Annotated in this window: 20 protein-coding genes; 16 read left to right on the plus strand and 4 right to left on the minus strand. The window is 44.8% G+C overall.

Annotated features, from left to right (window positions below; translation table 11 throughout):
* Window positions 1–5 precede the first annotated feature (5 nt).
* From R7H07_RS16940 to R7H07_RS16970, 7 genes are all read left to right on the plus strand, one after another.
* The gene (locus R7H07_RS16940) at window positions 6–1268 is read left to right on the plus strand and encodes an imelysin family protein (RefSeq protein ID WP_053304295.1); all 1263 of its coding nucleotides are present in this window, start codon (window positions 6–8) and stop codon (window positions 1266–1268) included.
* A 92-nt stretch (window positions 1269–1360) separates the two neighbouring features.
* A complete protein-coding gene (locus R7H07_RS16945) occupies window positions 1361–2743 on the plus strand; it encodes a di-heme oxidoredictase family protein (protein WP_065274667.1) in 1383 nt (460 codons plus the stop codon).
* A gap of 10 nt (window positions 2744–2753) precedes the next feature.
* Window positions 2754–3791 (plus strand): imelysin family protein, encoded by a 1038-nt coding sequence (locus R7H07_RS16950; protein WP_054866138.1) that lies wholly within the window; start codon window positions 2754–2756, stop codon window positions 3789–3791.
* Window positions 3772–4854: a DUF1513 domain-containing protein gene (locus tag R7H07_RS16955; protein WP_206959887.1), complete on the plus strand. Its 1083-nt coding sequence runs from the start codon at window positions 3772–3774 to the stop codon at window positions 4852–4854. The genes R7H07_RS16950 and R7H07_RS16955 overlap by 20 nt, the downstream gene beginning before the upstream one ends.
* A gap of 153 nt (window positions 4855–5007) precedes the next feature.
* The gene (locus tag R7H07_RS16960; RefSeq protein WP_005376852.1) at window positions 5008–6549 is read left to right on the plus strand and encodes a L,D-transpeptidase family protein; all 1542 of its coding nucleotides are present in this window, start codon (window positions 5008–5010) and stop codon (window positions 6547–6549) included.
* 166 nt (window positions 6550–6715) lie between these two features.
* The gene (locus tag R7H07_RS16965; RefSeq protein WP_031778936.1) at window positions 6716–7264 is read left to right on the plus strand and encodes a DUF882 domain-containing protein; all 549 of its coding nucleotides are present in this window, start codon (window positions 6716–6718) and stop codon (window positions 7262–7264) included.
* 129 nt (window positions 7265–7393) lie between these two features.
* Window positions 7394–8050, plus strand: coding sequence for an MBL fold metallo-hydrolase (locus R7H07_RS16970; RefSeq protein WP_065274666.1), 657 nt, complete (start codon window positions 7394–7396; stop codon window positions 8048–8050).
* 18 nt (window positions 8051–8068) lie between these two features.
* Here the strand turns inward: R7H07_RS16970 and R7H07_RS16975 are convergent, their stop codons facing one another.
* The gene (locus tag R7H07_RS16975; RefSeq protein ID WP_005386825.1) at window positions 8069–8734 is read right to left on the minus strand and encodes a DUF2982 domain-containing protein; all 666 of its coding nucleotides are present in this window, start codon (window positions 8732–8734) and stop codon (window positions 8069–8071) included.
* Between the two features lie 273 nt (window positions 8735–9007).
* Here R7H07_RS16975 and R7H07_RS16980 point away from each other — a divergent pair, with 273 nt between their 5' ends.
* The 6 genes from R7H07_RS16980 (at window position 9008) to R7H07_RS17005 (ending at window position 15010) form a co-directional block, all read left to right on the plus strand.
* Window positions 9008–9412 (plus strand): hypothetical protein, encoded by a 405-nt coding sequence (locus R7H07_RS16980; protein ID WP_005376863.1) that lies wholly within the window; start codon window positions 9008–9010, stop codon window positions 9410–9412.
* A 414-nt stretch (window positions 9413–9826) separates the two neighbouring features.
* The gene (locus R7H07_RS16985; protein ID WP_017636112.1) at window positions 9827–10918 is read left to right on the plus strand and encodes a TRAP transporter substrate-binding protein; all 1092 of its coding nucleotides are present in this window, start codon (window positions 9827–9829) and stop codon (window positions 10916–10918) included.
* 115 nt (window positions 10919–11033) lie between these two features.
* Window positions 11034–11573: a TRAP transporter small permease subunit gene (locus R7H07_RS16990; protein ID WP_053306570.1), complete on the plus strand. Its 540-nt coding sequence runs from the start codon at window positions 11034–11036 to the stop codon at window positions 11571–11573.
* Between the two features lie 12 nt (window positions 11574–11585).
* Window positions 11586–12872: a TRAP transporter large permease gene (locus R7H07_RS16995; RefSeq protein WP_005376871.1), complete on the plus strand. Its 1287-nt coding sequence runs from the start codon at window positions 11586–11588 to the stop codon at window positions 12870–12872.
* 151 nt (window positions 12873–13023) lie between these two features.
* Window positions 13024–14379, plus strand: coding sequence for a cache domain-containing protein (locus tag R7H07_RS17000; protein WP_053306569.1), 1356 nt, complete (start codon window positions 13024–13026; stop codon window positions 14377–14379).
* The gene (locus tag R7H07_RS17005; RefSeq protein ID WP_005376875.1) at window positions 14372–15010 is read left to right on the plus strand and encodes a response regulator; all 639 of its coding nucleotides are present in this window, start codon (window positions 14372–14374) and stop codon (window positions 15008–15010) included. Before R7H07_RS17000 ends, R7H07_RS17005 begins: the two co-directional genes overlap by 8 nt.
* Before the next feature lie 40 nt (window positions 15011–15050).
* Here R7H07_RS17005 and R7H07_RS17010 read toward each other — a convergent pair whose 3' ends face one another.
* Window positions 15051–15527 (minus strand): MarR family winged helix-turn-helix transcriptional regulator, encoded by a 477-nt coding sequence (locus R7H07_RS17010; RefSeq protein ID WP_005376877.1) that lies wholly within the window; start codon window positions 15525–15527, stop codon window positions 15051–15053.
* A 387-nt stretch (window positions 15528–15914) separates the two neighbouring features.
* Here R7H07_RS17010 and R7H07_RS17015 point away from each other — a divergent pair, with 387 nt between their 5' ends.
* Together R7H07_RS17015 and R7H07_RS17020 are read left to right on the plus strand one after the other, a co-directional pair.
* Window positions 15915–17486 carry a BCCT family transporter gene (locus tag R7H07_RS17015; RefSeq protein ID WP_005376879.1) on the plus strand — a complete coding sequence of 524 codons (1572 nt, stop codon included), beginning with the start codon at window positions 15915–15917 and terminating at the stop codon, window positions 17484–17486.
* Between the two features lie 231 nt (window positions 17487–17717).
* Window positions 17718–19601 carry a methyl-accepting chemotaxis protein gene (locus R7H07_RS17020; protein WP_005376880.1) on the plus strand — a complete coding sequence of 628 codons (1884 nt, stop codon included), beginning with the start codon at window positions 17718–17720 and terminating at the stop codon, window positions 19599–19601.
* A 69-nt stretch (window positions 19602–19670) separates the two neighbouring features.
* Here the strand turns inward: R7H07_RS17020 and R7H07_RS17025 are convergent, their stop codons facing one another.
* Together R7H07_RS17025 and R7H07_RS17030 are read right to left on the minus strand one after the other, a co-directional pair.
* Complete coding sequence (locus tag R7H07_RS17025; RefSeq protein ID WP_206959885.1) at window positions 19671–20390, minus strand: 3'-5' exonuclease; 720 nt, start codon at window positions 20388–20390, stop codon at window positions 19671–19673.
* An 8-nt stretch (window positions 20391–20398) separates the two neighbouring features.
* Window positions 20399–22288, minus strand: coding sequence for a DUF294 nucleotidyltransferase-like domain-containing protein (locus R7H07_RS17030; protein ID WP_017636107.1), 1890 nt, complete (start codon window positions 22286–22288; stop codon window positions 20399–20401).
* A gap of 314 nt (window positions 22289–22602) precedes the next feature.
* Between R7H07_RS17030 and R7H07_RS17035 the strand changes: the two genes are divergently transcribed.
* On the plus strand, window positions 22603–23244 hold the full coding sequence (locus tag R7H07_RS17035; protein WP_005376883.1) for an outer membrane beta-barrel protein: 642 nt from the start codon (window positions 22603–22605) through the stop codon (window positions 23242–23244).
* Window positions 23245–23324 lie beyond the last annotated feature (80 nt).

Raw genomic sequence — 23324 nt, forward strand, 5'->3', positions numbered from 1 at the left:
TTCAGATGAATGCAAAAAAAGTTTTAGTCCAATCTATTGCTGCATCACTCCTCATTGCCAGTGGTTCTACCGTTGCTGCCACAGTAACTAAACAACAAGTAGTCGAACATTACGCGGACGTTGCCCATGCTGTATTTGCTGATTCAGTAACAACAGCGAAAGCGCTTGATGTGAAAATCGACGAATTTCTACAATCACCATCAGCGAAAAAGCTTGAAGAAGTAAAACAAGCTTGGCTAGATTCTCGCGTGCCTTACCAACAGTCTGAAGTTTTCCGTTTTGGTAACGCGATTGTTGATGATTGGGAAGGTCAGCTGAACGCATGGCCACTTGATGAAGGTTTGATTGACTACGTAGCGGCTGATTACCAATACGAATTGGGTAACGAGGGCGCTGCTGCCAACATCATCGCGAACACAAGTCTGCAGATTGGTGCTTCTAAACTGGACGTTTCAAAAATCACTCCAGAATTGCTAGCGGATCTAAACGAAGTAGGCGGTTCTGAGGCAAACGTCGCGTCAGGTTACCACGCGATTGAATTCTTGCTTTGGGGTCAAGACCTAAACGGTACTAACGCGGGTGCAGGTCAACGTGCTTACACTGATTTCGTCGTTGGCTCTGAGTGTACGAATGGTCATTGTGATCGTCGTGGTGAGTACCTAAAAGCGGCCGCTGATCTACTGGTTCAAGACCTAGAGTGGATGGAAAAGCAGTGGTCTGCAGAAGTGAAAGGCAACTACCGTGAAGAGCTATTGAACGAATCTGCTGACAATGGTCTTCGTAAGATGCTATTCGGCATGGGTTCTCTTTCTCTAGGTGAGCTAGCGGGTGAGCGCATGAAGGTGGCACTAGAGGCAAACTCGACTGAAGACGAACACGATTGTTTCTCAGACAACACGCACAACTCTCACTACTACAATGAGCAAGGCATCTACAACGTTTACACAGGTACATACAAAGGTGTAAACGGCAAAGAGCTATCTGGTCCAAGTATCGCTGACCTTGTTGCTCAAAAAGACAAGAAAGCCGCGACCGAAATTCAAAAGCAGTTTGATACAACACGTAGCCAAGTTGGTGAGCTAGTGACTTCTGCAGAGAAGAACAACCAGCACTTTGACCAACTTATTGCAGCGGGTAACGCACAAGGCAACGCGCTAGTAAACGACACCATCATGTCGTTGGTAGCACAAACCGGTGCGATTGAGCGTGCGGCAAGCATTGTCGGCATCGACAGCCTAAGCCCTGATACTGCTGACCACGAGTTTTAATAAGAAAACCATAATAAATAAGGGCTCTTTGTGAGCCCTTTTGACGTTTGAGCTCGTTGTTATCACCCTTGTTGTCTATGTAGAGCAATGATATGAAGCCATACCTAATTTCTGCGCTAGCCGCGATCCTTTCTTCTTCTGCCATGGCTTATGATGTTAAGTCTGGTGGCAAAACCAGTGTTAAAAAAGACGGCGCGAATGCCTATTCTCTTCCTGCTGCTAACTTGCCAATGAGCAAACGCCTCGACTTTAGCGTAGGTAACAGCTTTTTCCGTAACCCTTGGGTACAAGCGCCAGCGTCAACGGACGCTCGTGATGGCCTAGGCCCGCTTTTTAACACCAATGGTTGTCAGAATTGTCACATCAAAGACGGTCGTGGTCATCCGCCAGAGAAAGATGATTTACATGCCGTGTCTATGTTAGTGCGCTTAAGCATTCCTGCGATGACGCCAGAACAAAAGAAAGCTTACATCAAAGATGGCGGCATACCTGAGCCGACTTATGGTGGCCAGCTTCAAGATTTCGCTCTGCAAGATCAAACGCCAGAAGGCAAAATCGAAATCACTTACACCGATGTCCCAGTGAAATTTAAAGACGGTACGACGGTGACGCTAAGAAAACCTCATTTGAACATTACCGATCTGGGTTACGGCGATATGCACCCTGATACCGAGTTCTCAGCACGCGTGGCACCGCCAATGATCGGCCTTGGTTTGTTAGAGAGTATTCCCGACGAAACGCTACTTGCTTGGGCTGATGAACAAGATGCCGACAAAGACGGTATCTCAGGCAAAGTCAATAAGGTGTGGGATATTGAAAAGGACGACTTCTCGATTGGTCGTTTTGGCTGGAAAGCAGGACAACCGACGCTAATGCAGCAAAATGCAGCAGCATTTAATGGTGATGTGGGTCTTACGAGCCATTTATTCCCAAATGAAAACTGTACCTCGAAACAAAGCATTTGTGACGACATGCCAAATGGCGGCAAACCTGAAGTGAGTGAAAATATTCTCGACTTCGTAGAGTTTTACAGCCAACACTTAGCCGTACCTATTCGCCGTAACATCAATGAGCCTAGCGTGAAACTTGGTCAGCAAATCTTTGCTGCGTCTGGTTGTGAAAGCTGCCATAAAACCAGTGTTAAAACGGCGAAGCGACCAGAGTTACCAGCGCTTTCTGAGCAGCTTATCCATCCATACACCGACATGCTTCTGCACGACATGGGTGAAGGCTTAGCCGATAACCGTCCGGAATACTTAGCAAACGGCCGTGAATGGCGAACGGCACCGTTGTGGGGTATTGGTTATACCGAAGAAGTAAACGGACACACGTACTTTCTACATGATGGCCGCGCTCGTAACCTGATGGAAGCGGTGTTGTGGCACGGCGGCGAAGCTGAAACGGCGAAACAAAATGTTTTAGCTCTGAACAAAAAAGAACGTGATGCTCTCATTGCGTTTCTGAACTCTCTATAAGGAAGCAACCATGAAAAAAACACTGTTAGTGAGTGCGATTGCCGCAACGTTAAGTTTGGTTGGTTGCCAATCGACCATCGGTTCGAGCTCAGCCAAGCCTGAGAGTACAAGTCATATTTCTCAAAGCGTGTACGAGGTTGAGTTTCAATCAGCTCAGACGTTTTTAGCGCAAACCACAGAACTTGAACAGCGCTTCGCGGATTACTGCGCATCAGAGTCGAAAGATGATGCACAAGTAAAACAGCAATGGCATCAAACGATGCTTGCGTGGATGGCATTACAAGGTCAAGAACGTGGCCCTGCTACGGCGTTGGAGCAAAGCTGGAATGTTCAGTTTTGGCCAGATAAAAAGAATACCACTGGTCGTAAAATGTCTGTACTGACGAAATCTGATCAAGCTTGGAGTGCAGAAGATATCTCCACCCAAAGTGTCACCGTGCAAGGTTTAGGTGCATTGGAATGGCTGCTTTACGATAAAGCGTCGACCTTATCTAGCAACGGCAATACTTGTGTGACAGGCGTAGCGATTGCAGAAAACCTCGATAACAAAGCGCAGATCATCGCGGATTCTTGGGCAGAGAACCCTTGGAAATCGCTAGAGATGACGGAATGGGAGTCTGAGTACATTTCACTGCTCTCGAATCAGCTTGAATACAGCATGAAGAAGTTGAGCCGACCGCTAGCGAAGATTGGTAAGCCTCGCCCGTATTTCTCAGAATCGTGGCGTTCAGAGACCTCGCTTTCAAACTTAAAAGCCAACCTTCAAGGGATGGAAGCGTTGTACTTTGCTAACGGGAATGGTCTAGATGCGCTACTTAGAGAGCAAGGCCATGCAGATCTCGCAGACCGTGTCGTTCATCAGTTTGAAATGGCGTTAGAAACTTGGCCAGAAGATAAGAGCTTGTTTGCTGCACTACAAACAAAAGAAGGCTATCGCATGGTGCTCGCTCAATACAATAAGCTAGAGCAATTGAAGTACCTGATTCACGAAGAAGTGGCGATCGAGCTTGGCGTAGTTATAGGATTTAATGCAACCGATGGTGACTGATCAAACCCGCCGAATCTTGCTGAAAGCCGCTCTATTCGGGGCGGCTACACCTATGATGCCATTTGGTTGTTCTTCAACAAGCTCACGTGAGCCTGCGTTGATCGGCTGCTCTATCATTGGCCGAGATAAATATGCAGCGGTGGTGGCGGATGAGCATGGTATGCCGCTATCTTCATTGCCGATTCCTGAGCGTGGTCACGGTGTGGCAACCAACCAACAAGGCCACGCCGTAGTTTTTGGTCGTCGACCTGGTACTTTCTTCATGGTGTTTGATTATCGCTCAGAGCAGATGATCAAACTGCAACTAGCAACGCCAAATCGCCATTTTTACGGACATGGTGTTTACTCCCATGACGGCACGTTGCTATTTGCCACAGAAGGGGAGAGGGGGACAAGCCGCGGGATCATTGGTGTTTATGATGTACAGAAGCAATATCAAAAGATCGATGAGTTAACAGGCTTTGGCCTTGGCCCTCATGAAGTGATCATGATGCCTGATGGCGCATTGGCGATTGGCGTTGGTGGCGTACACACTAATGGCCGTGAACCTCTCAATCTTGATAGCATGAGACCGAGTCTGAGTTACCTTTCACAAGAAGGGGAGCTATTGGATCAAGTGTCTTTACCGGATCATAAGTTGAGTATTCGCCATTTAGCTCATGATGGTGCGGAAACCGTGCTTTGTGGGCAACAATATCGTGGTGAGCCGGACGAGTATCCAGCCTTGATCGCCATGCACACGCGTGGTGGTGAGATGCAGGATCTACAAGCTGATCCTGAAGAGTGGGCGCGTTTCAATCACTACGTTGCGAGTATTGCAGCAACCGATGAATGGATCTTAGCCACTTCGCCTCCGGGCAGTTGTTATGGTATATGGTCTAAATCTACGGGCAAATTGGTCGAGCTAAGTGCGTTACCAGATGCCTCTGGTGTTGTGGTTTATGGCGATGAGTTCCGAGTCAGTTCTGGGGCGGGAAAAGTGGTAGAGCAAAGACCTGAGGAGTCAAAAAGTACCTTCGCAAGCGGAGTGCAATGGGACAACCATTGGTCGAGAATTATCTAGAAAGATCATTGAGTAATTACTTATAGAGAGTTTTGTTGTCGTTTTCGGCATCAGATTCTTAATTTTAAACCTGCAAGCTGTGAGATATTTGCCATACTTTTTATTATGGCAAGTAGCGCAAGGATTATTTCAGTGTTTGCTAGGGTTTTAATCATGACGGCACTTCTGGTGCCGTTTTGCAGCTTTTCCACCGTCGTTTCTCTCGAAGCTTCAGCGCAAGTCGAGCAAGAGGGAGCGGTACAAAAGCTGTCTGTAGAAAAAATGATCCATTATCCAGAGGTGATTGATCAACTGTATCAAAGCACCAATTACCGTTTGAACTGGGAAAATGAAAGTGATATTGAGCAGTTTCTTTTTCAAGTAAACCTGGTTGCACTTGCGGATGTCACCGATGAATTCGAAAATCAACTTCACCGGATAAACCAAGTAAGGTGGCAGGGAGATAATCTCGACTTCGATTTAGTGATGACAGATTCACTCTTGATGTACCTTAGTTATCTTGAGCAACTCCCCGAAGAAGGGATTAATTGGCTATTTACAGACAAAGCCCATGTTACGTTACCCGCTCCTAGCATCGATACTTTATCGGTTCTGAGTAATGAGATTACGGTTGGCAAACTTGGTCAGTTTTTGGCAAGTCTCCGGTCTCCATTACAAACAGATGATGCTTTCTACTCCGCCTATTCTTCGCTATCGGAACATTCTCAGTACCAATATCCTGCCTATCAACAAACTGGGCTAGCACGTGTTGGCGATATATTAGAAAACAGACCCCTATTGATTGAGCGAATGGAGATCGTAGGCGTAGATGTTTCTTACTTGGATTTAGTCACTGAAGAATATGACGAACAATTAGAGCTTGCGATAAAAGAGTTCCAGCGTATTCATGGTTTGAAAGAAGATGGCGTTATCGGCCCGAATACCATTCGATGGATCAACTTTTCTCCTCAAGAGCGATTGCATCTGCTGGCGTTGAATTCTGAGCGTTCAAGAATTTGGTCGAAAGAAAGGGATAATGTTGTCTTTGTTAACGTGCCTGGATACGAAGTCACGTATTGGCATGATGGTCAACCCTTGTTTGAGTCTAAAGTTGTGGTAGGGAGAGCATCAAGAAAAACGCCCATCATGTCGGTAGCACTGGATTCAGTTATTCTCAACCCAACTTGGAACGTGCCTTGGACTATCATGGTTAAAGACATTATTCCTAAAGTAAAACGTAATCCGATGTATTTGATTAACCATAACATTCAAATCATTCGGTCTTGGACTTCGAACGAAATTATTGACCCTACAACCATCAATTGGGCAACGGTGAATCCGAGAACATTTCCTTATCGTATGCGACAGGCGTCGGGCTTACAAAATGCACTGGGATTGTACAAGTTCAATATGCCTAACCCACAAGCTATTTATTTGCATGACACGCCAAGTAAGAACTTGTTTGAACAGGACAGACGCGCATTCAGCTCAGGATGTGTTCGTGTAGAACATGCAGACCAGTTAGCAGAACTTCTGTTCAAAACTCAGGGGTTGGAAGAACGTTTAGCGAAAAAGCGAGAAAGTTCTCGTCGGTCTAACACGTCAGTTCCTTTGGGAGAGCGCATTCAAGTACACATCATTTATCAAACAGCATGGTTGGAAGAGGGAACGCTTTACTACCGTGATGATATCTATAAGTACGATCACCGCAGTTGAAATCTTTAAGGAAAATTTACAAAACGAAGAATTCTCTTTTCGTTCAATAATTAAGCAATAATTACTGCATCTGAAAATCAAGATGGAGCGTTTTATGCATTTGACGTGACAAATGTGTTTGGTTAATGTCCACGACTTGTCTAGTTGTTGAGCACTGTATTTTGAAATGGTAAGTCGTAACTTTTCCCGCCGAGATTTCCTTAAAATGACCGCTGGTGGTGTGGTGTTGGCGTCTGCCCTGCCATCATTTTCTTGGGCTTCACTCCCTGACGAGCCACGTGCGCTGGCGATGAACAATCTTAATACTGGAGAGATCCTCGAAACATGCTATTTCGATGGAAAACGATACATTAATGATGAACTTCAAAGGCTGAATGAGTTTTGTCGAGACCATCGACGGAATGAGGTTCATCCGATGGATCGACGCTTGTTCGATCAAATAAGCCAAATTCAAAAGTTAATTGGTACAGAAGCAGAGGTGATCGTCATTTCAGGTTACCGTTCTCCTGCCACTAACGCCTCGCTGCGCAACGGGTCTTCTCGTGTAGCGAAAAAGAGCATGCACATGGAAGGAAAGGCCATTGATTTTCGTTTAGACGGCGTGAAGCTTTCAACGGTTCGTGATGCTGCATTAAGCCTAAAAGCCGGTGGCGTGGGTTATTATCCAGGTAGTAACTTTGTTCATATCGATACGGGAGCTGTTCGTTCCTGGTAGTGCTAGTTGAGACAAGGTTTCTAGTCTCAGAACGTCGTCGATTACCCACAGTTCAAAGCTTGAAGTCGCTAGGCCTTAGTGTCATAGTTGCGGCAGTTTTCATGCAAATTTATTCGGTATAGGTTATCTATGGCTCTGAAATACCAAGTTGTTCCAGTAACATCTTTCTCTCAAAACTGTTCTATTGTCTGGTGTGACGAAACCATGAAAGGTATTGTGGTTGACCCAGGCGGCGATGAAAAGCAGCTCGCTATGCTTATCAAAGAGCTGGGTGTTGACGTGGTAAACCTAGTGCTAACACACGGTCACTTGGACCACGTAGGTGGCACGGAACCGCTGTCTGCACTGCTTGGCGGTACAGAGATTGTTGGTCCTCACAAGGCAGATAACTTCTGGTTGCAAGGTTTGGAAGGTCAGAGCCAAATGTTTGGTTTCCCGCTGACAGAAGCGTTTGAACCGCACCAATGGCTAAATGAAGGTGACACTGTCACTTTTGGTAATCAAGTGCTGAACGTATTCCACACACCTGGTCATACACCTGGTCACGTTGTGCTTTACAGTGAAGAAGCGCGTTTAGCGTTTGTGGGTGACGTTTTGTTTAACGGTAGCATTGGTCGAACTGACTTCCCACAAGGTGATTTCAATACGTTGATTCGTTCTATCAAAGAGAAATTGTGGCCTTTAGGCAATGATGTCACGTTTGTCCCTGGTCACGGCCCTCAATCGACTTTCGGTCATGAGCGTAAAACTAACCCGTTCGTTGCTGACGAGATGCCGCTTTACTAAAAGTGCGTGTACTAAGCATTATTCTGGCTCGGCGGCAGCTAAGTATCGCCGAGTCAGTCCCACAAAATCCTCAGCCTCACGATCTAGATCACTTGCTGATATAAATAGATCGTAGCCATAAAAGCCTCTCTGATACTTCATCCGGTTGGCGAGCATCGCTAACAAACCTTTGTACTCAATCCCATCTCTGTTTATATACGGTTTAGGGTCAAGCACTATATCCTCAAACTTATCTTCACACTGATTTTGTTTCGCGCCTAAGTAAAGCAGTGCTCGCTGGCTGAGGAGAATTTCTGTCGCTATACGAGGGCAGATTGAATTTAAGTAGGGCGAGTAGTGTTTTAGACGAATACCGATCCAAGGTAGCGGTTGGTGCCACCCTTCCTGTTGGTAGCTACAAATACCGATTGACTCAATATTTCGCCATCGGACGACCCAACCTCCTTTAAAAAGGTGTTGCTGAAAGTGAGAAGCTGTCAGCGTAAAAGTGACTTGGCTTTTCTTAATCATCAAGATGGCGAAACCAACGATTGCAGACATCAAAATGACCGACAACATGGCTTGCTTCCATCCCGGAGAAATGGCAACCAAAAACAAAGTGATGAGTGCAACAAGCAACAAAAGTATTCTGTTGATAGGGGAGTCGGGTTTGAAATGTGAATTTGTTAGGTGCAGCGTTTCCATGCTTATAACCTCATCGAATACTTGTCCAAAAATAAGTGGGTAGCTTTATGTGCATTGATTTGCATTTAAAATAAAACAAACCTCTGTTTTTATACCCAGTATTCAATAAATCCGTTCATAAAATATCTGATTAAATAGTAGACGTTCTATGCTTTGAGCGCATTTTTCATCGCGTTTCGCCGCTAAAACCTACAAATTGCTTGTGAATTTTGGTATAAAACGCGCTTCAAATTTTCATCCCTGCTGAGATGCAGTGAACTGGAGAAATATTCAATGAGACTTGCTCATAAGCGTAAAGTGCAGATGAAACTGCAAAAACGCATTAAAGCGACAGTAGCAAACTTAGCTGCAGCACCTAAAGCAGTGAAGCCTGTTGCGGAAAAAGCAGTAGCACCTTCTGTTGCTGAAAAAGCTGTTGCGGAGAAAGTAGTAGCTGATAAAAAAGTAGCTGCAGTGAAAACAGTTGATGTTGCCCTTACTCCTAAGCAACAACAAGTATTAGACATCGTTATGGCGAATGCTGAAGGTATTAACCCTAAAGGCATCGGTCTAGCTGCAGGTCAAGAAGATACTAAAGCGGCATCATGGGCTACTGGCGCACTAAAGAAGCTTCTTGAAGAAAACCTAGTTCAAAAAGAGCAGTTAGCAGGTAACAAAGTTATCTACAAAGCAGTTTAATTACCGCTACCGTTCTAGATTGAATACCTCGGCCGATGCCGAGGTATTTTTTTATCTTGGTATTGGAAATAATGCATTAAGTTCTGACTTTAACACTGCCAATAAGTGGTTTGTCACATTTTCTTAAATACTATGTAAATTTTTTGGCAGAAAAATACGTACGTATTGTCTTTTATTTTTATTCATAGATAAAAATATAATTTATTGATTTTGCTATTAACAGTCTTTTGTCATGACGGTTGTCCTACGTACTTGTACGTAATACCTTAGGCTAATGCCTTATTGATGAATTACTCGCTTCCGTGTTCATGCCCATTTCGCATTAGACAACATTGTTACATCTTTTATACCGAATACAGCCAATCCTAATGAAATGGATGACAACAATAACCTTGGTGATAAAGGACGTGAACGATGAGTCTAATCCAAAAATCTTTAAAACGAGTGCTCAAAACAACCGCTGTCGCTGCCGCGATGGCACTCGCAGCGACTTCTGTAAACGCTGCTGAAAAAGTCTATCGTTTAAAGCTTGCTGAAACTTGGGGGCCTAATTTCCCAATTTTTGGTGATACCACAAAAAACATGGCCAAAATGGCGGAAGAGATGTCCAACGGACGTTTGCAAATCCGCATTGATTCCGCAAACAAGCATAAAGCGCCTTTTGGGGTGTTTGATATGGTTAAGTCGGGTCAGTATGACATGGGTCACTCAGCGTCTTATTACTGGAAGGGTAAGGTTCCAAACACACTTTACTTCACTTCTATGCCCTTCGGTATGTTGCCAACTGAGCAGTATGCATGGTTTTACTACGGCGGTGGTATGGAGCTGATGGAAAAAGTGTACTCTCCACATAACTTGATGTCTTTCCCTGGCGGTAATACCGATACTCAGATGGGCGGGTGGTTCCAAAAAGAGATCAAGTCCGTCGAGGACTTACAGGGTTTGAAAATGCGTATCCCAGGGTTTGCTGGTGAGATTTTGGCTGAGTTAGGTGCCAAGCCAACGAATATCGCCCCTGGTGAGCTATATACTTCTCTAGAGCGTCGCACAATTGATGCCTTGGAATGGGTTGGTCCATCGCTGGATCTACGTATGGGCTTCCACAAAATCGCGCCTTACTACTACACAGGTTGGCATGAGCCAGCGACTGAGCTTCAGTTCCTCGTTAACAAGCGTACCTGGAATCGTCTACCTGATGACCTAAAAGCGATTTTGCAAGTAGCCATGAAAACGGCCGCTTACGATATGTACACGCAATCGAAACACGAAAGTGGCAAAAACTGGGCATCTATTAAGTCTGAATACCCAAATGTTGAAGTAAAAGATTTCCCACCTGAAGTAGTAGCTGCGTTGCGAGAAGCAAACGATCGTTTGTTGAAAGAACATGCAGAAAAAGATGCTTTGGCGAAAGAGATTCAAGAGTCGCAAGCGAACTATATGAATCAAGTTCGACCATGGTCAGATATTTCGCACCGAGCGTACTTAAACAGTCAAGCTCAACAATAACGTTATGAAGCAGGCGATGCCGAGAGGTTTAGCCTGCTATCGAAGCCCAAGAAAACTTCATAATGAATGCTCCGCACCATAGCGGAGCGCATCTAAACGTTCCACGGAGTTCGGAATGAGAAGTCTTATTTATATTGAGCGATTATTTAACCGCTTTAGCGATTTCCTCGGATGGTTATCCAGCATCCTGTTTATTTTGTTGTTAGCAAACGTTGTGTACGACGTTGTCATGCGTTACGTGTTTAATGATGTGTCTATCGCATTCCAAGAAATGGAATGGCATCTATTCTCTGCCGTGTTCTTGCTTGGTGTGCCTTACGCAATTAAGTCCGGTGGCCATGTTCGCGTCGACATTTTTTATGAACGCTTATCTTACAAAGCACAATCCATCATCGACATCATAGGCACACTATTTTTCTTATTCCCTTTTTGCCTACTGGTAGCTTGGTTTGGTGTTGATTTCGCTAAGGAAAGTTACGCGTTAGGCGAGACGTCTGGTGACCCAGGTGGCTTACCATATCGTTGGATTATCAAAGCGATGATTCCGCTGTCATTTTTCTTTATGGCGGTGAGTGGTATTGGATTGTTACTTCATTCAATCAACAAAATTGTCAACCCTCATCTCATCTATGCCGGTAATAACGGTAAGTCGTAAAAGGAAGTCATTATGATCGGTATAGTGATGTTTTTTGTTGCGCTCTTTGCGCTTCTATTGGGATTTCCCGTTGCCTTTACTTTTGGTGGTATCGCGCTGATTTTTGGTGTTTGGGCTGAAGGCATCGAGATGTTTGCTTTTATGCCATATCGAATTCAGTCCATTATGGAAAATACGGTGCTAATGGCCGTACCGCTGTTCGTTTTTATGGGGCTAGTGCTACAGAAAACGAAGCTTGCTGAACAGCTACTAGAATCAATGGGGCGTTTGTTCGGTGGCGTTCGCGGTGGTATCGCTATTTCTACCGTGTTAGTTGGCGCATTGCTTGCCGCTTCAACGGGTGTGGTAGGCGCATCAGTTGTTGCGATGGGCTTAATATCTCTTCCTGTGATGCTCAAGTACAATTACGACAAAGGTTTAGCGTGTGGGACTATTTGTGCGTCTGGCACGTTGGGCCAAATTATCCCACCTTCTATCGTGTTGATCTTGTTGGGTGATGTACTTGGCGTACCGGTAGGGGACCTATTTCAAGCTGCGATCTGGCCCGGTATTACACTTGTTGGCGCCTATGTGATCTACATTCTCATCTACGCGAAGTTGAACCCTCAAGCCGCACAGGCGATAGAGCGCGATGAGTCGATCAGTCGTAAACAAGAAGTGCTCACCGCACTGAAAGCTGTATTGCCACCGTTAGCATTGATCATCGTGGTATTGGGCTCCATCTTTGCAGGGATTGCAACACCAACAGAGTCAGCGGCACTGGGCGGTGCAGGTGCGATAATTTTATCGCTATTGTATAAACAGTTTAGTTGGTCGATGATTTATGATGCATCAAAAGAGACAGTGAAAGTAACCGCAATGGTCTTTGCGATCTTACTTGGTGCGACCGCCTTCTCAATGGCATTTACCTACACTGGTGGTGATTATTTAGTTGAAGAGTGGATGTTAGAACTGCCGGGTGAAAAGTGGGGATTCCTTATTATTACCATGGTGGTGATTCTGATTTTAGGTTTCTTTATCGACTTCGTTGAAATCTGTTTTATCATCGTGCCAATTATTGCGCCAGTCGCTGAATTGATGGGTATTAATATGACGTGGTTTGCGATTCTTATTGCGATGAACTTGCAGACGTCGTTCCTCACACCGCCATTTGGCTTTAGTTTGTTCTATCTAAAAGGTGTCGCTCCAGCAGGGGTTACTACGCGTGATATCTACAAAGGTGTGATGCCATTTATCGCGATTCAGATTGTTGTGTTGGCGTCTTTGCTGTTTTTCCCAGGTTTTTACGGTATGAGTTAATCACTCGATAATAAAGAGATTTTGTGAACTGAGAGTTTTTACCTTTTGAGACAAGTTGTTAAGCTGTTAATTATGTCTATGCAGACACAATCGATTCGTTTGTACTGCTAAGATAGTAAGCTGTAAAGGCAGCGTTTCATGGAGGGAAGGGATGCCTCTCAAAGCAAAGTTAATTCTGCTGACACTGATACCCGTGGTATTGGTGTCAGCGAGTATCAGCTGGATCTCTATCTATCAAACCAAGACCCTTGGCAAAAGGGAGGTGGAGATCTTTCATCAAAACCTGATCCAATCAAAAGAAGCGGCGCTGAAAGATACGGTCGACGTCGCTTTTGACTCCATTTCTTACATCTACAACGATCCGACTTTAGAAGAGAGTGTTGCCAAAACGCGTGTGAAAGCGATTTTAAATCGTTTGAGTTATGGGTCGGACGGCTATTTTTTTGCTTATGATAAATATGGTACCAACCTTGTACACCCAGTTCTTCCGGAGCTTGTCGGGGAAAACTTACTCTATCTTGAAGACGAAAATGGCGATCGCTTAATCGAAGCTTTATTGTATCAAGCGCAATCTGGTGGTGGATTTCATCAGTACCTGTGGCAAAAGCCATCTACGGGTGAAGTTGTCCCTAAGCTTAGTTACGCTGCATGGCTCGATAAGTGGGAATGGATGATAGGGACTGGGCTGTATATTGAGGATGTAAGCCGAGAAGTCGCCAATATGCGCGCGGCGGTGAACAAAAATATCGAAACGACATTTTTCTCAGTCGTCGTGATCTTAGCGGTGACCGTTGCTGTAATCATTGTTCTCACTTTGGCGATCAATCTGCACGAGCATCGCCTCGCTGATAAGAACCTGAAAGAACTGGCACATAAAACCGTGATGTTCCAAGAAGATGAGAAAAAGCATTTAGCGCGAGAACTGCACGATGGAATCAATCAGTTGTTAGTCTCCAGTAAATGTCATTTAGACTTAATGAGTCATAGACTGGAAGACGAAAAACTCAAATCCCACTTAGATAAATCACAACGATCGCTCGTTACCGCGATAAACGAGGTGCGGCATATTTCTCATCAGCTCCGTCCAAGCGCCCTCGATGATATCGGTTTAGAAGCAGCACTGACGACCTTGCTACAGGACTTTCATTCCCATTCCGGGATTGATATCGAGAGCAATTTCGATACTCAGCAGCATAAACTGACTTCGGAAGTCGCAACGACACTATATCGCGTCGCTCAGGAGTCTTTGAATAACATTGAAAAACATGCGCGAGCGAAAAAAGTAACGGTTACTTTGCAAAAAATGGGCAATATGCTGCAATTACTCATACGTGACGATGGGCTTGGATTTGTGGTTAACCATGCAGTGCACCAACAAGGGATTGGGTTAAGGAACATGCAAGAGCGTGTAGAGTTCATCGGTGGTGAATTTGAGCTAATGAGTGAGCTTGGCTTGGGAACAGAGATTACCGTGCTGCTTAATTTGGATGAAATAGTTTATGGATAAACCGATTAGTGTAGTGATTGTCGATGATCATCAAGTGGTATTGGATGGCTTCATGGCTCGTTTGGAGTTAGAGCCTGACATCGAAGTGGTGGGTACAGCAAGTAATGGTTTGGAAGCGATAGAGGTCGCAAAGCACTTGCAACCGGACGTCATATTGATGGATATCAGCATGCCAATAATGAACGGTATTGAAGCGACTGGTGTGATTAAAGAAGCTCGCCCAGAGAGCAAAATACTTATGTTGACCATGCACGATAATCGCGAGTACATCATGAAGGTCATGCAAGCTGGTGCCGTAGGATATATGCTCAAGGAAATCTCGGCCGAGAAAATGGTGCAAGCAATAAAAACGGTGAACCAAGGCTCGACGTATTTCTGTGAATCCGTCACACAAACACTCTTTACCCAAGAAGTGGTGCCTGCCACGCAAAAAACGAATCCTCTCAGCCGCAGGGAAGAAGCGGTACTTAAATTAGTTGCTCAAGGAAACAGCAGCAAGAAAATCGCCACTTTACTCAATATTAGTTATCGAACGGTAGAGACGCATCGCCATAACATTAAGCACAAGTTGGACTTACATTCGACGGCAGAGTTAGCAAAATATGCGTTTGAAACTGGGTTGACTGAGTAGGAGAGTAGTGCCCGCAAAAAGCGAGCACGTGGGAGCGAAACTAATCGGCTTTGGTAATGCTACCAAGCTCTAGCATTGGAGCAACATCGATGTCCTCTGCATTCATCATCGTCGAGATGCGTTGAACGGAAGATAGTAGAAGGGATTGCTCCCATTCTTCCAATTTTTGGAATCGATTAATGAAGTGCTCTTGCAGCGGCGTTGGTGCTTGTTTTAAGGCTTCTTGGCCCTTGCTCGTAAGTACAGCATGCACTTTACGCTTGTCTTGAACACTGCGCTGACGCTCAACAAACTGGCCTCGTTCTAGTCTATCTAGAATGGTCGTTGCGGTCGCTTGGCTCATGTTAGTGTGGCTAGACAACTGTTTAATCGTCACGTTATCTAAGTCATTGATAGCGCGCATCAAAATCAACTGTGGAGCAGTCAATCCAGACTCTTTGCTCAGCTTTTTAGAATGTAAATCAATAGCGCGGATGATCTGACGAATCGAGACCAATACTTCTTCGTACTTTTCCAATTTATTCATCCAGTCTGTAGGGAACATTTATCGAGGCGACACTAACTTAAATGCGCCCTTATTTAAAGGGGGGAAATCAAAAATTACCTCTACAATTTTACGCCGTGTCCTCAATACCATTTTGTCGCGCCTTTTCGACAAAATAAGAAGAGCTAAAATTATTATAGCAATAAATGTTTGTGGTCTAACTATTGTAGTAGTGATTTGTTCTATCAAAGGCCGTAACCACACAGTGAAAAGTAAGTTATTGGATTTTTTAATAGCAAAAAGATAGACAAAAACGTGTCAAATGATAGGATCTTGCGCCTTCACGGAATGCAAAACGTATCGTGTTCGAAAGATTTTTTTGTTTGGTACGTAAAAACACTACAAAAATAGAGAGGAACGATGACAAAGGGTATAGATAAGTACAGTATCGATAGTACCGACTATACGGTAGGTCAGGACAACGTTCAAAAATGGGGTTTTGATGTTCATAACCCAGTTTTTGGTATTAGTGCAGGTTTAATTGCGCTGTTTCTTGTCGCTGCATTAGTTCTAGATGCACATACCGCAAAGACGGCACTTGATGGGCTGAAGTGGAAAATTATTGGTTCATTCGATTGGTTGTTCATTATTGCAGGTAACATTTTCGTTATTTTCTGTTTGGCGCTTATCGTCTCACCAATGGGTAAGATCCGACTAGGTGGTAAAGACGCTGTTGCCGATTACTCGTTTATGTCATGGCTTGCAATGCTATTTGCAGCTGGTATGGGTATCGGTTTAATGTTCTGGAGTGTTGCAGAACCTGTCGCTTACTTCACCGGTTGGTATGAAACGCCACTTGGTGTTGAGGCAAATACACCAGAAGCCGCGAGATTGGCACTGGGTGCAACGATGTTCCACTGGGGCCTTCACCCATGGGCAATTTACGGTGTTGTAGCACTTTCTTTAGCATTCTTTGCCTACAACAAAGGTTTACCGCTATCTATGCGTTCGATCTTCTACCCACTTCTGGGTGATCGTGCATGGGGTTGGGCTGGCCACATTGTGGACATTCTGGCTGTGCTTGCGACTTTATTTGGTCTTGCTACATCCCTAGGTCTAGGTGCGCAGCAAGCAGCAAGTGGTATTCATCACGTATTTGGTGTTGAGCCAGGCCTAGGTCTGCAAATCGTCGTTATTACCGTGGTGACTTTACTTGCTGTTGTTTCAGTCGTACGCGGCATCGATGGTGGTGTTAAAGTCATTAGTAACATCAACATGGTTGTGGCGTTCTTGCTACTTCTCCTTGTTGGTCTTATCGGTTGGGCGGCGAGCCTAGGTTCGATTCCAACCACACTTATGGCATATGTAGAGAATATCATCCCACTAAGTAACCCGTTTGGTCGTACGGACGAAGCTTGGTTCCAAGGCTGGACAGTGTTCTACTGGGCTTGGTGGATTTCATGGTCGCCATTCGTAGGCATGTTCATCGCGCGTGTTTCTCGTGGCCGTACCGTTCGCGAGTTCATCACAGCAGTTCTGCTGGTTCCAACGGCGGTTACCGTTGTTTGGATGTCTGTATTTGGTGGCCTGGCGATCGAGCAAGTTGTTGATAAAGTAGGTGAGCTGGGCACAAATGGCTTGACTGACGTATCACTTGCTATGTTCCAAATGTTTGATGTTCTTCCATTTGGTAGCATGCTTTCTATCATCGCTGTTGTGCTGGTACTTGTGTTCTTCATTACGTCTTCTGACTCTGGTTCACTTGTTATCGACAGTATCACGGCAGGTGGTAAAGTCGATGCACCTGTACTTCAACGTGTCTTCTGGGCATTCATGGAAGGTGCAATTGCGGTTGCTCTGCTATGGATTGGTGGCTCCGAGGCGGTTCAAGCTCTTCAGGCTGGTGCCATTTCTACAGCACTGCCATTTACCTTCATTCTGCTTGCAATGTGTGTGAGCTTATTGATGGGTATGCGAACTGAGCGTCAGTAATTCGGCATTTTATAAAACCGTTTGACTAACAATTAATCAAAAGGCCAGCAATTTGCTGGCTTTTTTTGTGCGGTTTTTATGACGCTCGAGACAAAAAAATGACACATGAAAGTTCATATTTTACAAAGAGTTAATGTGCTATTTTGTTTTTTAAAAATTAGTGAATAGTCGTAAAAAAGTGTGTAATATTCATGCACCTTAACTGTTCTCCCAACTCAAAAAACTATAAATATGAAATTATCATTAAAACAAAAGCTTATAGGCGCAAGCCTTTCTGCTGTTGTTGTGATGGCAACAGCACTTACTTGGTTGTCGGCTGGTCAATTATTTGATCAGACTCGTTCAGGTGTCTATTCACGTGCGCAAAGTCTTAGTACTACTGCGTCAGAGGGAATTTCTGATTGGGTCAATATCCGTAAAGATATTGCCACTGCGTTCAACGACTACTCGACCGAGCAAGACGTTGTTCCTTTCCTACAACAAGCTCGCAAGGCTGGTGGCTTCGATGACATCTTCCTTGGTACACCAAACGGTGATATGTACCGCTCTCATCCGGAGCGTAACCGTGCTGATTATGACCCTCGCACACGTCCTTGGTACAAGGATGCTGATGCCGCGGGTAAGCAAATCATCACAGCCGCATATCAAGACGCAATCACGAATGCACTACTTGTGACCATTGCTGAGCCAGTAATGAAAAATGGTCAGTTTGTTGGTGTTGTTGGTGCGGACGTACTGATCGATCAGCTTATCAGCGATGTGATTAACTTAGATGCAGGTGAAAACGCGCATGCGATGCTAATCGACATGAATGAAGGCACCTTCTTAGCGCATCCAGATAAAAGCTTGACGCTTAAGCCTATCACCAGTGTTCTAAAAGATTTTTCAGAAGAGGCAATTGAGCGCGCCGCCGATGAAGGTCGTATCGAAGATACGGTAATCAAAGGAAAAGAGAAGCTTTACTACTTCAATAAAGTTCCTGGTACGCATTGGATGTTTGCGATTGAAATGGATCGCGCAACAGAAGAAGCAGGTCATGCGGTATTGCTACGAGATCTATTGTTCACTGCTGTGGCGATCACGATTGTGGTTATTCTTGCAGTTTCTTGGCTAGTTGGTTTCTTGTTCCGTGACTTGAACCGCGTATCAAATGCACTGGAAGAAATTGCATCTGGCGAAGGTGACTTAACGCAACGCCTAGAACCACGCAGTGATGATGAAGTAGGTAAACTGGCGGAAAACTTCAACCGTTTTGTTGGCAACATGCACACAATGGTTACTAAGCTTAGCCACGTATCTTCTGCGCTTTCAGAGCAAGCACGCACGACAGCACAGCAAGCTGAGGAGCGTAGTCAGCGTATCTCTTACCAGCAAGATGAAATCAACATGGTGGCGACGGCTGTGAACGAAATGGCAGCAGCGACACAAGAAATTGCAGGTAATGCTGATAGCACGGCAAGTAACTCAGAAGAAGCGGTTCAAGCTTGTTCACATGGTTCTAGCCAAGTAACTCAAACGCAAGGCTCTATTCAGAACTTAGCGCAAGAAGTTCAAGTTGCTACTGATGTGATTCAAGAGCTAGAAGCACACGGAAATAGCATCAATACGATTCTATCAACGATTCAAGGCATTGCAGAGCAAACGAACCTACTTGCACTGAACGCGGCGATCGAAGCGGCACGTGCAGGTGAGCAAGGTCGTGGTTTTGCTGTGGTTGCAGATGAAGTCCGCGTATTGAGCCAACGTACTCATGCTTCAACGCAAGAGATTCAAGAAACTATCGAGATGCTACAAGGCACAACAGCCAAAGCGGTCGGTATTATGGGTGACAGTCGTCGTCTAGCTGATACCAGTGTTGATGATGCCAATGCGGCTGCAGCGAGCTTGACGCAAATCCACACTGCTGTTGAGCGTATCAGTGATATGGCAACGCAGATTGCTTCAGCAGCAGAAGAGCAAGCATCGGTAACCACTGAGATCACTCGTAACACTGAAGGTATTCGTGACGTGTCTAACGAGCTGTCAGTCGAAGCTCATCAAGCAGCAGAACAAGCTGCTCACCTGTCTGAGCTATCACACGAACTTGAACAAGAGATTCAACGCTTTAAGCTGTAATCTTGTCTCAACCTAAGTAAAAAGGAGCCATCTGGCTCCTTTTTTGATCGCTATTAAGCGTGAAGTATATTACAGCCAGAACTCACTGATGGGTTGCTCTTCACTGTAATGATGGGCGATTTGCGCTTGCAGTAGCTCTGCGGTAGCAATTGCATCGGTTAATGCATGGTGAGGCGTATAGTCTGGCAGCCCATAACGGCGTCGAGATTGCGCTAGCCGAACCGATTCTGGTTTTTTCCCTTTTAAACGCTCCCAGAGAGAGCCTGAACGTTTCTGTTGAATCGTTTCTTCAAGGTGCAGCGTATCTAAAACAGGAAACTCAATACCTTCCCCTAAACGGCTTTTGAGCGCTTTATCCAGAAACTCTCTCTCGATACGACGGTAATGAACAACAATGATTTTCCCGCTTAAGCATGGTAGCAGCTCGCTTAAGATATCGCCTAAGTCAGGTGCATCGATCAATTCGCTGTGAGTAATACCGTGTATAATGACTGAATCTTCATCGAGTGCACGCTGTGGACGTACCTTCCAATGACGCGAGTTACGTAGGAAAATTCGCTTCAGGTTAAACGGCACCAAACCAATAGTAATGATGTCATGTTTTTCAGGATTCAAACCCGTCGTTTCGAAATCTAACGCCACGAACTCCACCTCAGATAACGGTGTTTCTGGAGCAGGCGGCTTGTTGCTATAAAACGCAATTAAATTCTCATCCTCCGCCATCTCCAGCTTTTGTTCAAACTTCGTTGGCCACTGAATGGTTGGCTTCTGAAAGAGCTTTTTAATCATGCTAAACCTCACTTAAAGCTCTTGTTCGCTTGGTAGCGGAACTTAAGGAAATTTTGACCATTGCTTAGGATCTGGAATGCATCCTTTAGGTTGCGACGTTCAAACTCAGAGAGGTTTTCCGGTTCGATATTGTTATCAGGATCAATGCCTAGTTCCACATCCGTCGCTTGGTGACGAATACGTACCATGGAAATAAATTCTAACGCGTCTTTTAAGTCTTGTGCTCGACCTTTTGGCAAAATGCCAGCATCAATAATGTCGTCAAGACGCTCAAACGAGTTCTGTGCACGTGAACCAACCGCCAGAGAGTGAACGCGAATTAAGTCGACCAGAGGAGCAGTACCGCGACGTTTGAGGTTGATGGAGTTGTTGTGTCTGCCATCTTTTTCCATCACGAAGTCTTTAAAGAAGCCCAGAGGTGGTGTTCTGTTTAGTGCGTTACGAGCCAAACACGCTAAGAAGCGGTTGTTCTTTCGAGCGCGACGAACAATAAAGCTAGTTAACTGTTCTGCCCATTTTAAGCGGCCATAGACGCCATCCAAGTCGAAAAAGATGGAGGCGTTGAGTAGTGCTTTCGGGTTCGGGTTATCAATCCAGTCAGCAAAACACTCTTCCCACTCTGAACGAGTCATGCGCCATAGTGGGTTGGTTGCCATAATATCACCTGTGCAATATTTGTAGCCACAGGCATCTAACCCATCGCTGACGTATTTTGCTAGGGCTTCGAAGTATTTACCATGTTTCTCTTCTTGATAAGTCTCATCTAGAATGATGGCGTTATCTTGGTCAGTCACCAACAGTTGCTCATCTCGCCCCATTGAGCCAAGTGCAAGGAAACAATAAGGAATTGGCGGTGGGCCAAGCTCTTCTTCTGCCATTTCTAGCAGACGCTGTTTGAAGCTTCGGCCAATGACCGACATCGCGCTACCCACCATGTGAGAGTTGGCATCTTCATTGACCAGACGCACGAAGCTGCTTTTCACTTCTTCGGCAACAACTGCTAAATCTTCGATAGTCTGTTGTTGGAAAATACTACTCACCAGCAACAACGAATTCTGAGATTCATAACGAACAATGTCGGTTGTTTCGATAATACCAATTGGTAATTGGTTTTTTACCACTGGTAGGTGATGTACGTTGTAACGCAGCATCGTTAACATTGCTTCATAGATGTAAGCGTTGTGGTCAAGAGACATGACCTCCGTGGTCATCACACTAGACACATCGTCCTGTGGGGACAAACCTTCAGCTAACACACGGGTACACAAATCACGGTCAGTAATGATACCAAGTACTGGGGACTGTGGATCGTCTTCGTCACGAACGAAATCTGGGTCGACGATAAGTAAAGCCGATACGTTGTCATTCGCCATTTGCTGCGCGGCTTGCTGGATTGTCTGACCACGATCAATCGTATGAGCATCGCCAGTCAGCAAGGTTTTCACTTTCGACGTCGTCAGGTCATTGGCGTCTTTGTTTTCTGAAATGGCTTGGCGTAAACGAGCGCTATTTTCAACTTCAACAAAATCCGCAAAGGAATCAAAGTTATCGTAAATTTCTTGGAAAATGTCACCAGGAATACAGTAGAGCAGGGTATCCTCAATGGCTTTTACCGGAAAGCGGACTTTGTTATTGGTGAGCATGCCCATCTGGCCAAATAGGTCACCTTCGTCAAGGCGGTTATACAGCTCACCTTTGCGTCGATAAACTTCAACAACACCGCTTCGCACCACGTATAAATCTTGGATATAGTCTCCAAAATGGATGATGGGGGTATCTTCTCGGTAGTACGAGATTTCGACACTCTCTGTCACCTTGTTTAGTGTTTCTTCAGGGAGTTCATTGAACGGGGGATACTTGGCGAGAAAGTTGTAAATCTCGAGAAGTTCTGCATCCATCGAAGGCGCCTTTTAGTTCGCAAATAATAAAGTAATCTTAACTTAGTTTTAAAACAGAGTCTTATCTGAACCGCGATTTTCGTGCTCAGTCATAAGATTCTGACATATCGCACGATAAGGGAGCTTCATTTTTACTACTATATGGTCACCTCAATTGAAAAAGACGTCGCCGATATGTTTTCTTCGTGATGACTGATTAGATCTTTGGCTGTTTCAGATCGTTATCACGTCTTTAGATTAAGCTATTCTTCTTGAGCCAAGTAGCTCAGGCGATGGAATACAGTGTTTAGATAATTCTCATGAAAGGAAGTCGAATGGTGAGAAATTTATTGCTTGTTTCTTTAGCTGCTTTGCCGGCGATATCAAGCGCAGTGGTCATGGACCAAGCAGAAAAATTTGGGTACGAACACATTCATTTGGATGTTGGTGCCGGAACGACAAACGAAGAATGGTTAGATAACTCTAATACGACCACAGTGGGACTCGGTGGTAACTATTTGTTTACTGAGAATTGGTTGTTTAATGTTGATTACTCAGCGCAGTTTTTCCATCCGGATGATTTTACTCTTCGCATTGACCGCCTTTTGTTTGGTGGTGGTTACCGTTATGGAGTTACAGAGCAATTCGATATCTACGGGATATATGGAATAGGCGCAATCAAAGCGAAAGCGACGGACGACAAAACGGATAATACGTTGTCTTCCGATAGCGAATTGATTCAAGCTGTAACTGTTGGGGTGAATTACTTGCTCAGTGAAAAGCTTATTGCGACAGCTGAAGTGGAGTTGAACCGAAGTGATATCGTTGATGAGAACAATTTTAAGATCGGTCTTAACTACCAATGGCATAAAGTCATCGGCACTGGTCTTTTTTATCAGTTTAGAGATACTGATTACAGCGGTGAAAGCTCAGATTACGTCAATGAAGTTGGGCTGAGTTTGAAGTTTGTCTACTAGATCGGACGGGTTCGTTTTTGGCGTTAAGTTAAAACAAACAAAAAAGGTCAGCTTATGCTGACCTTTCCTTTTAATAAAGT

Source organism: Vibrio sp. Vb1127 (assembly GCF_033338735.1).
Classification (GTDB): domain Bacteria; phylum Pseudomonadota; class Gammaproteobacteria; order Enterobacterales; family Vibrionaceae; genus Vibrio; species Vibrio alginolyticus.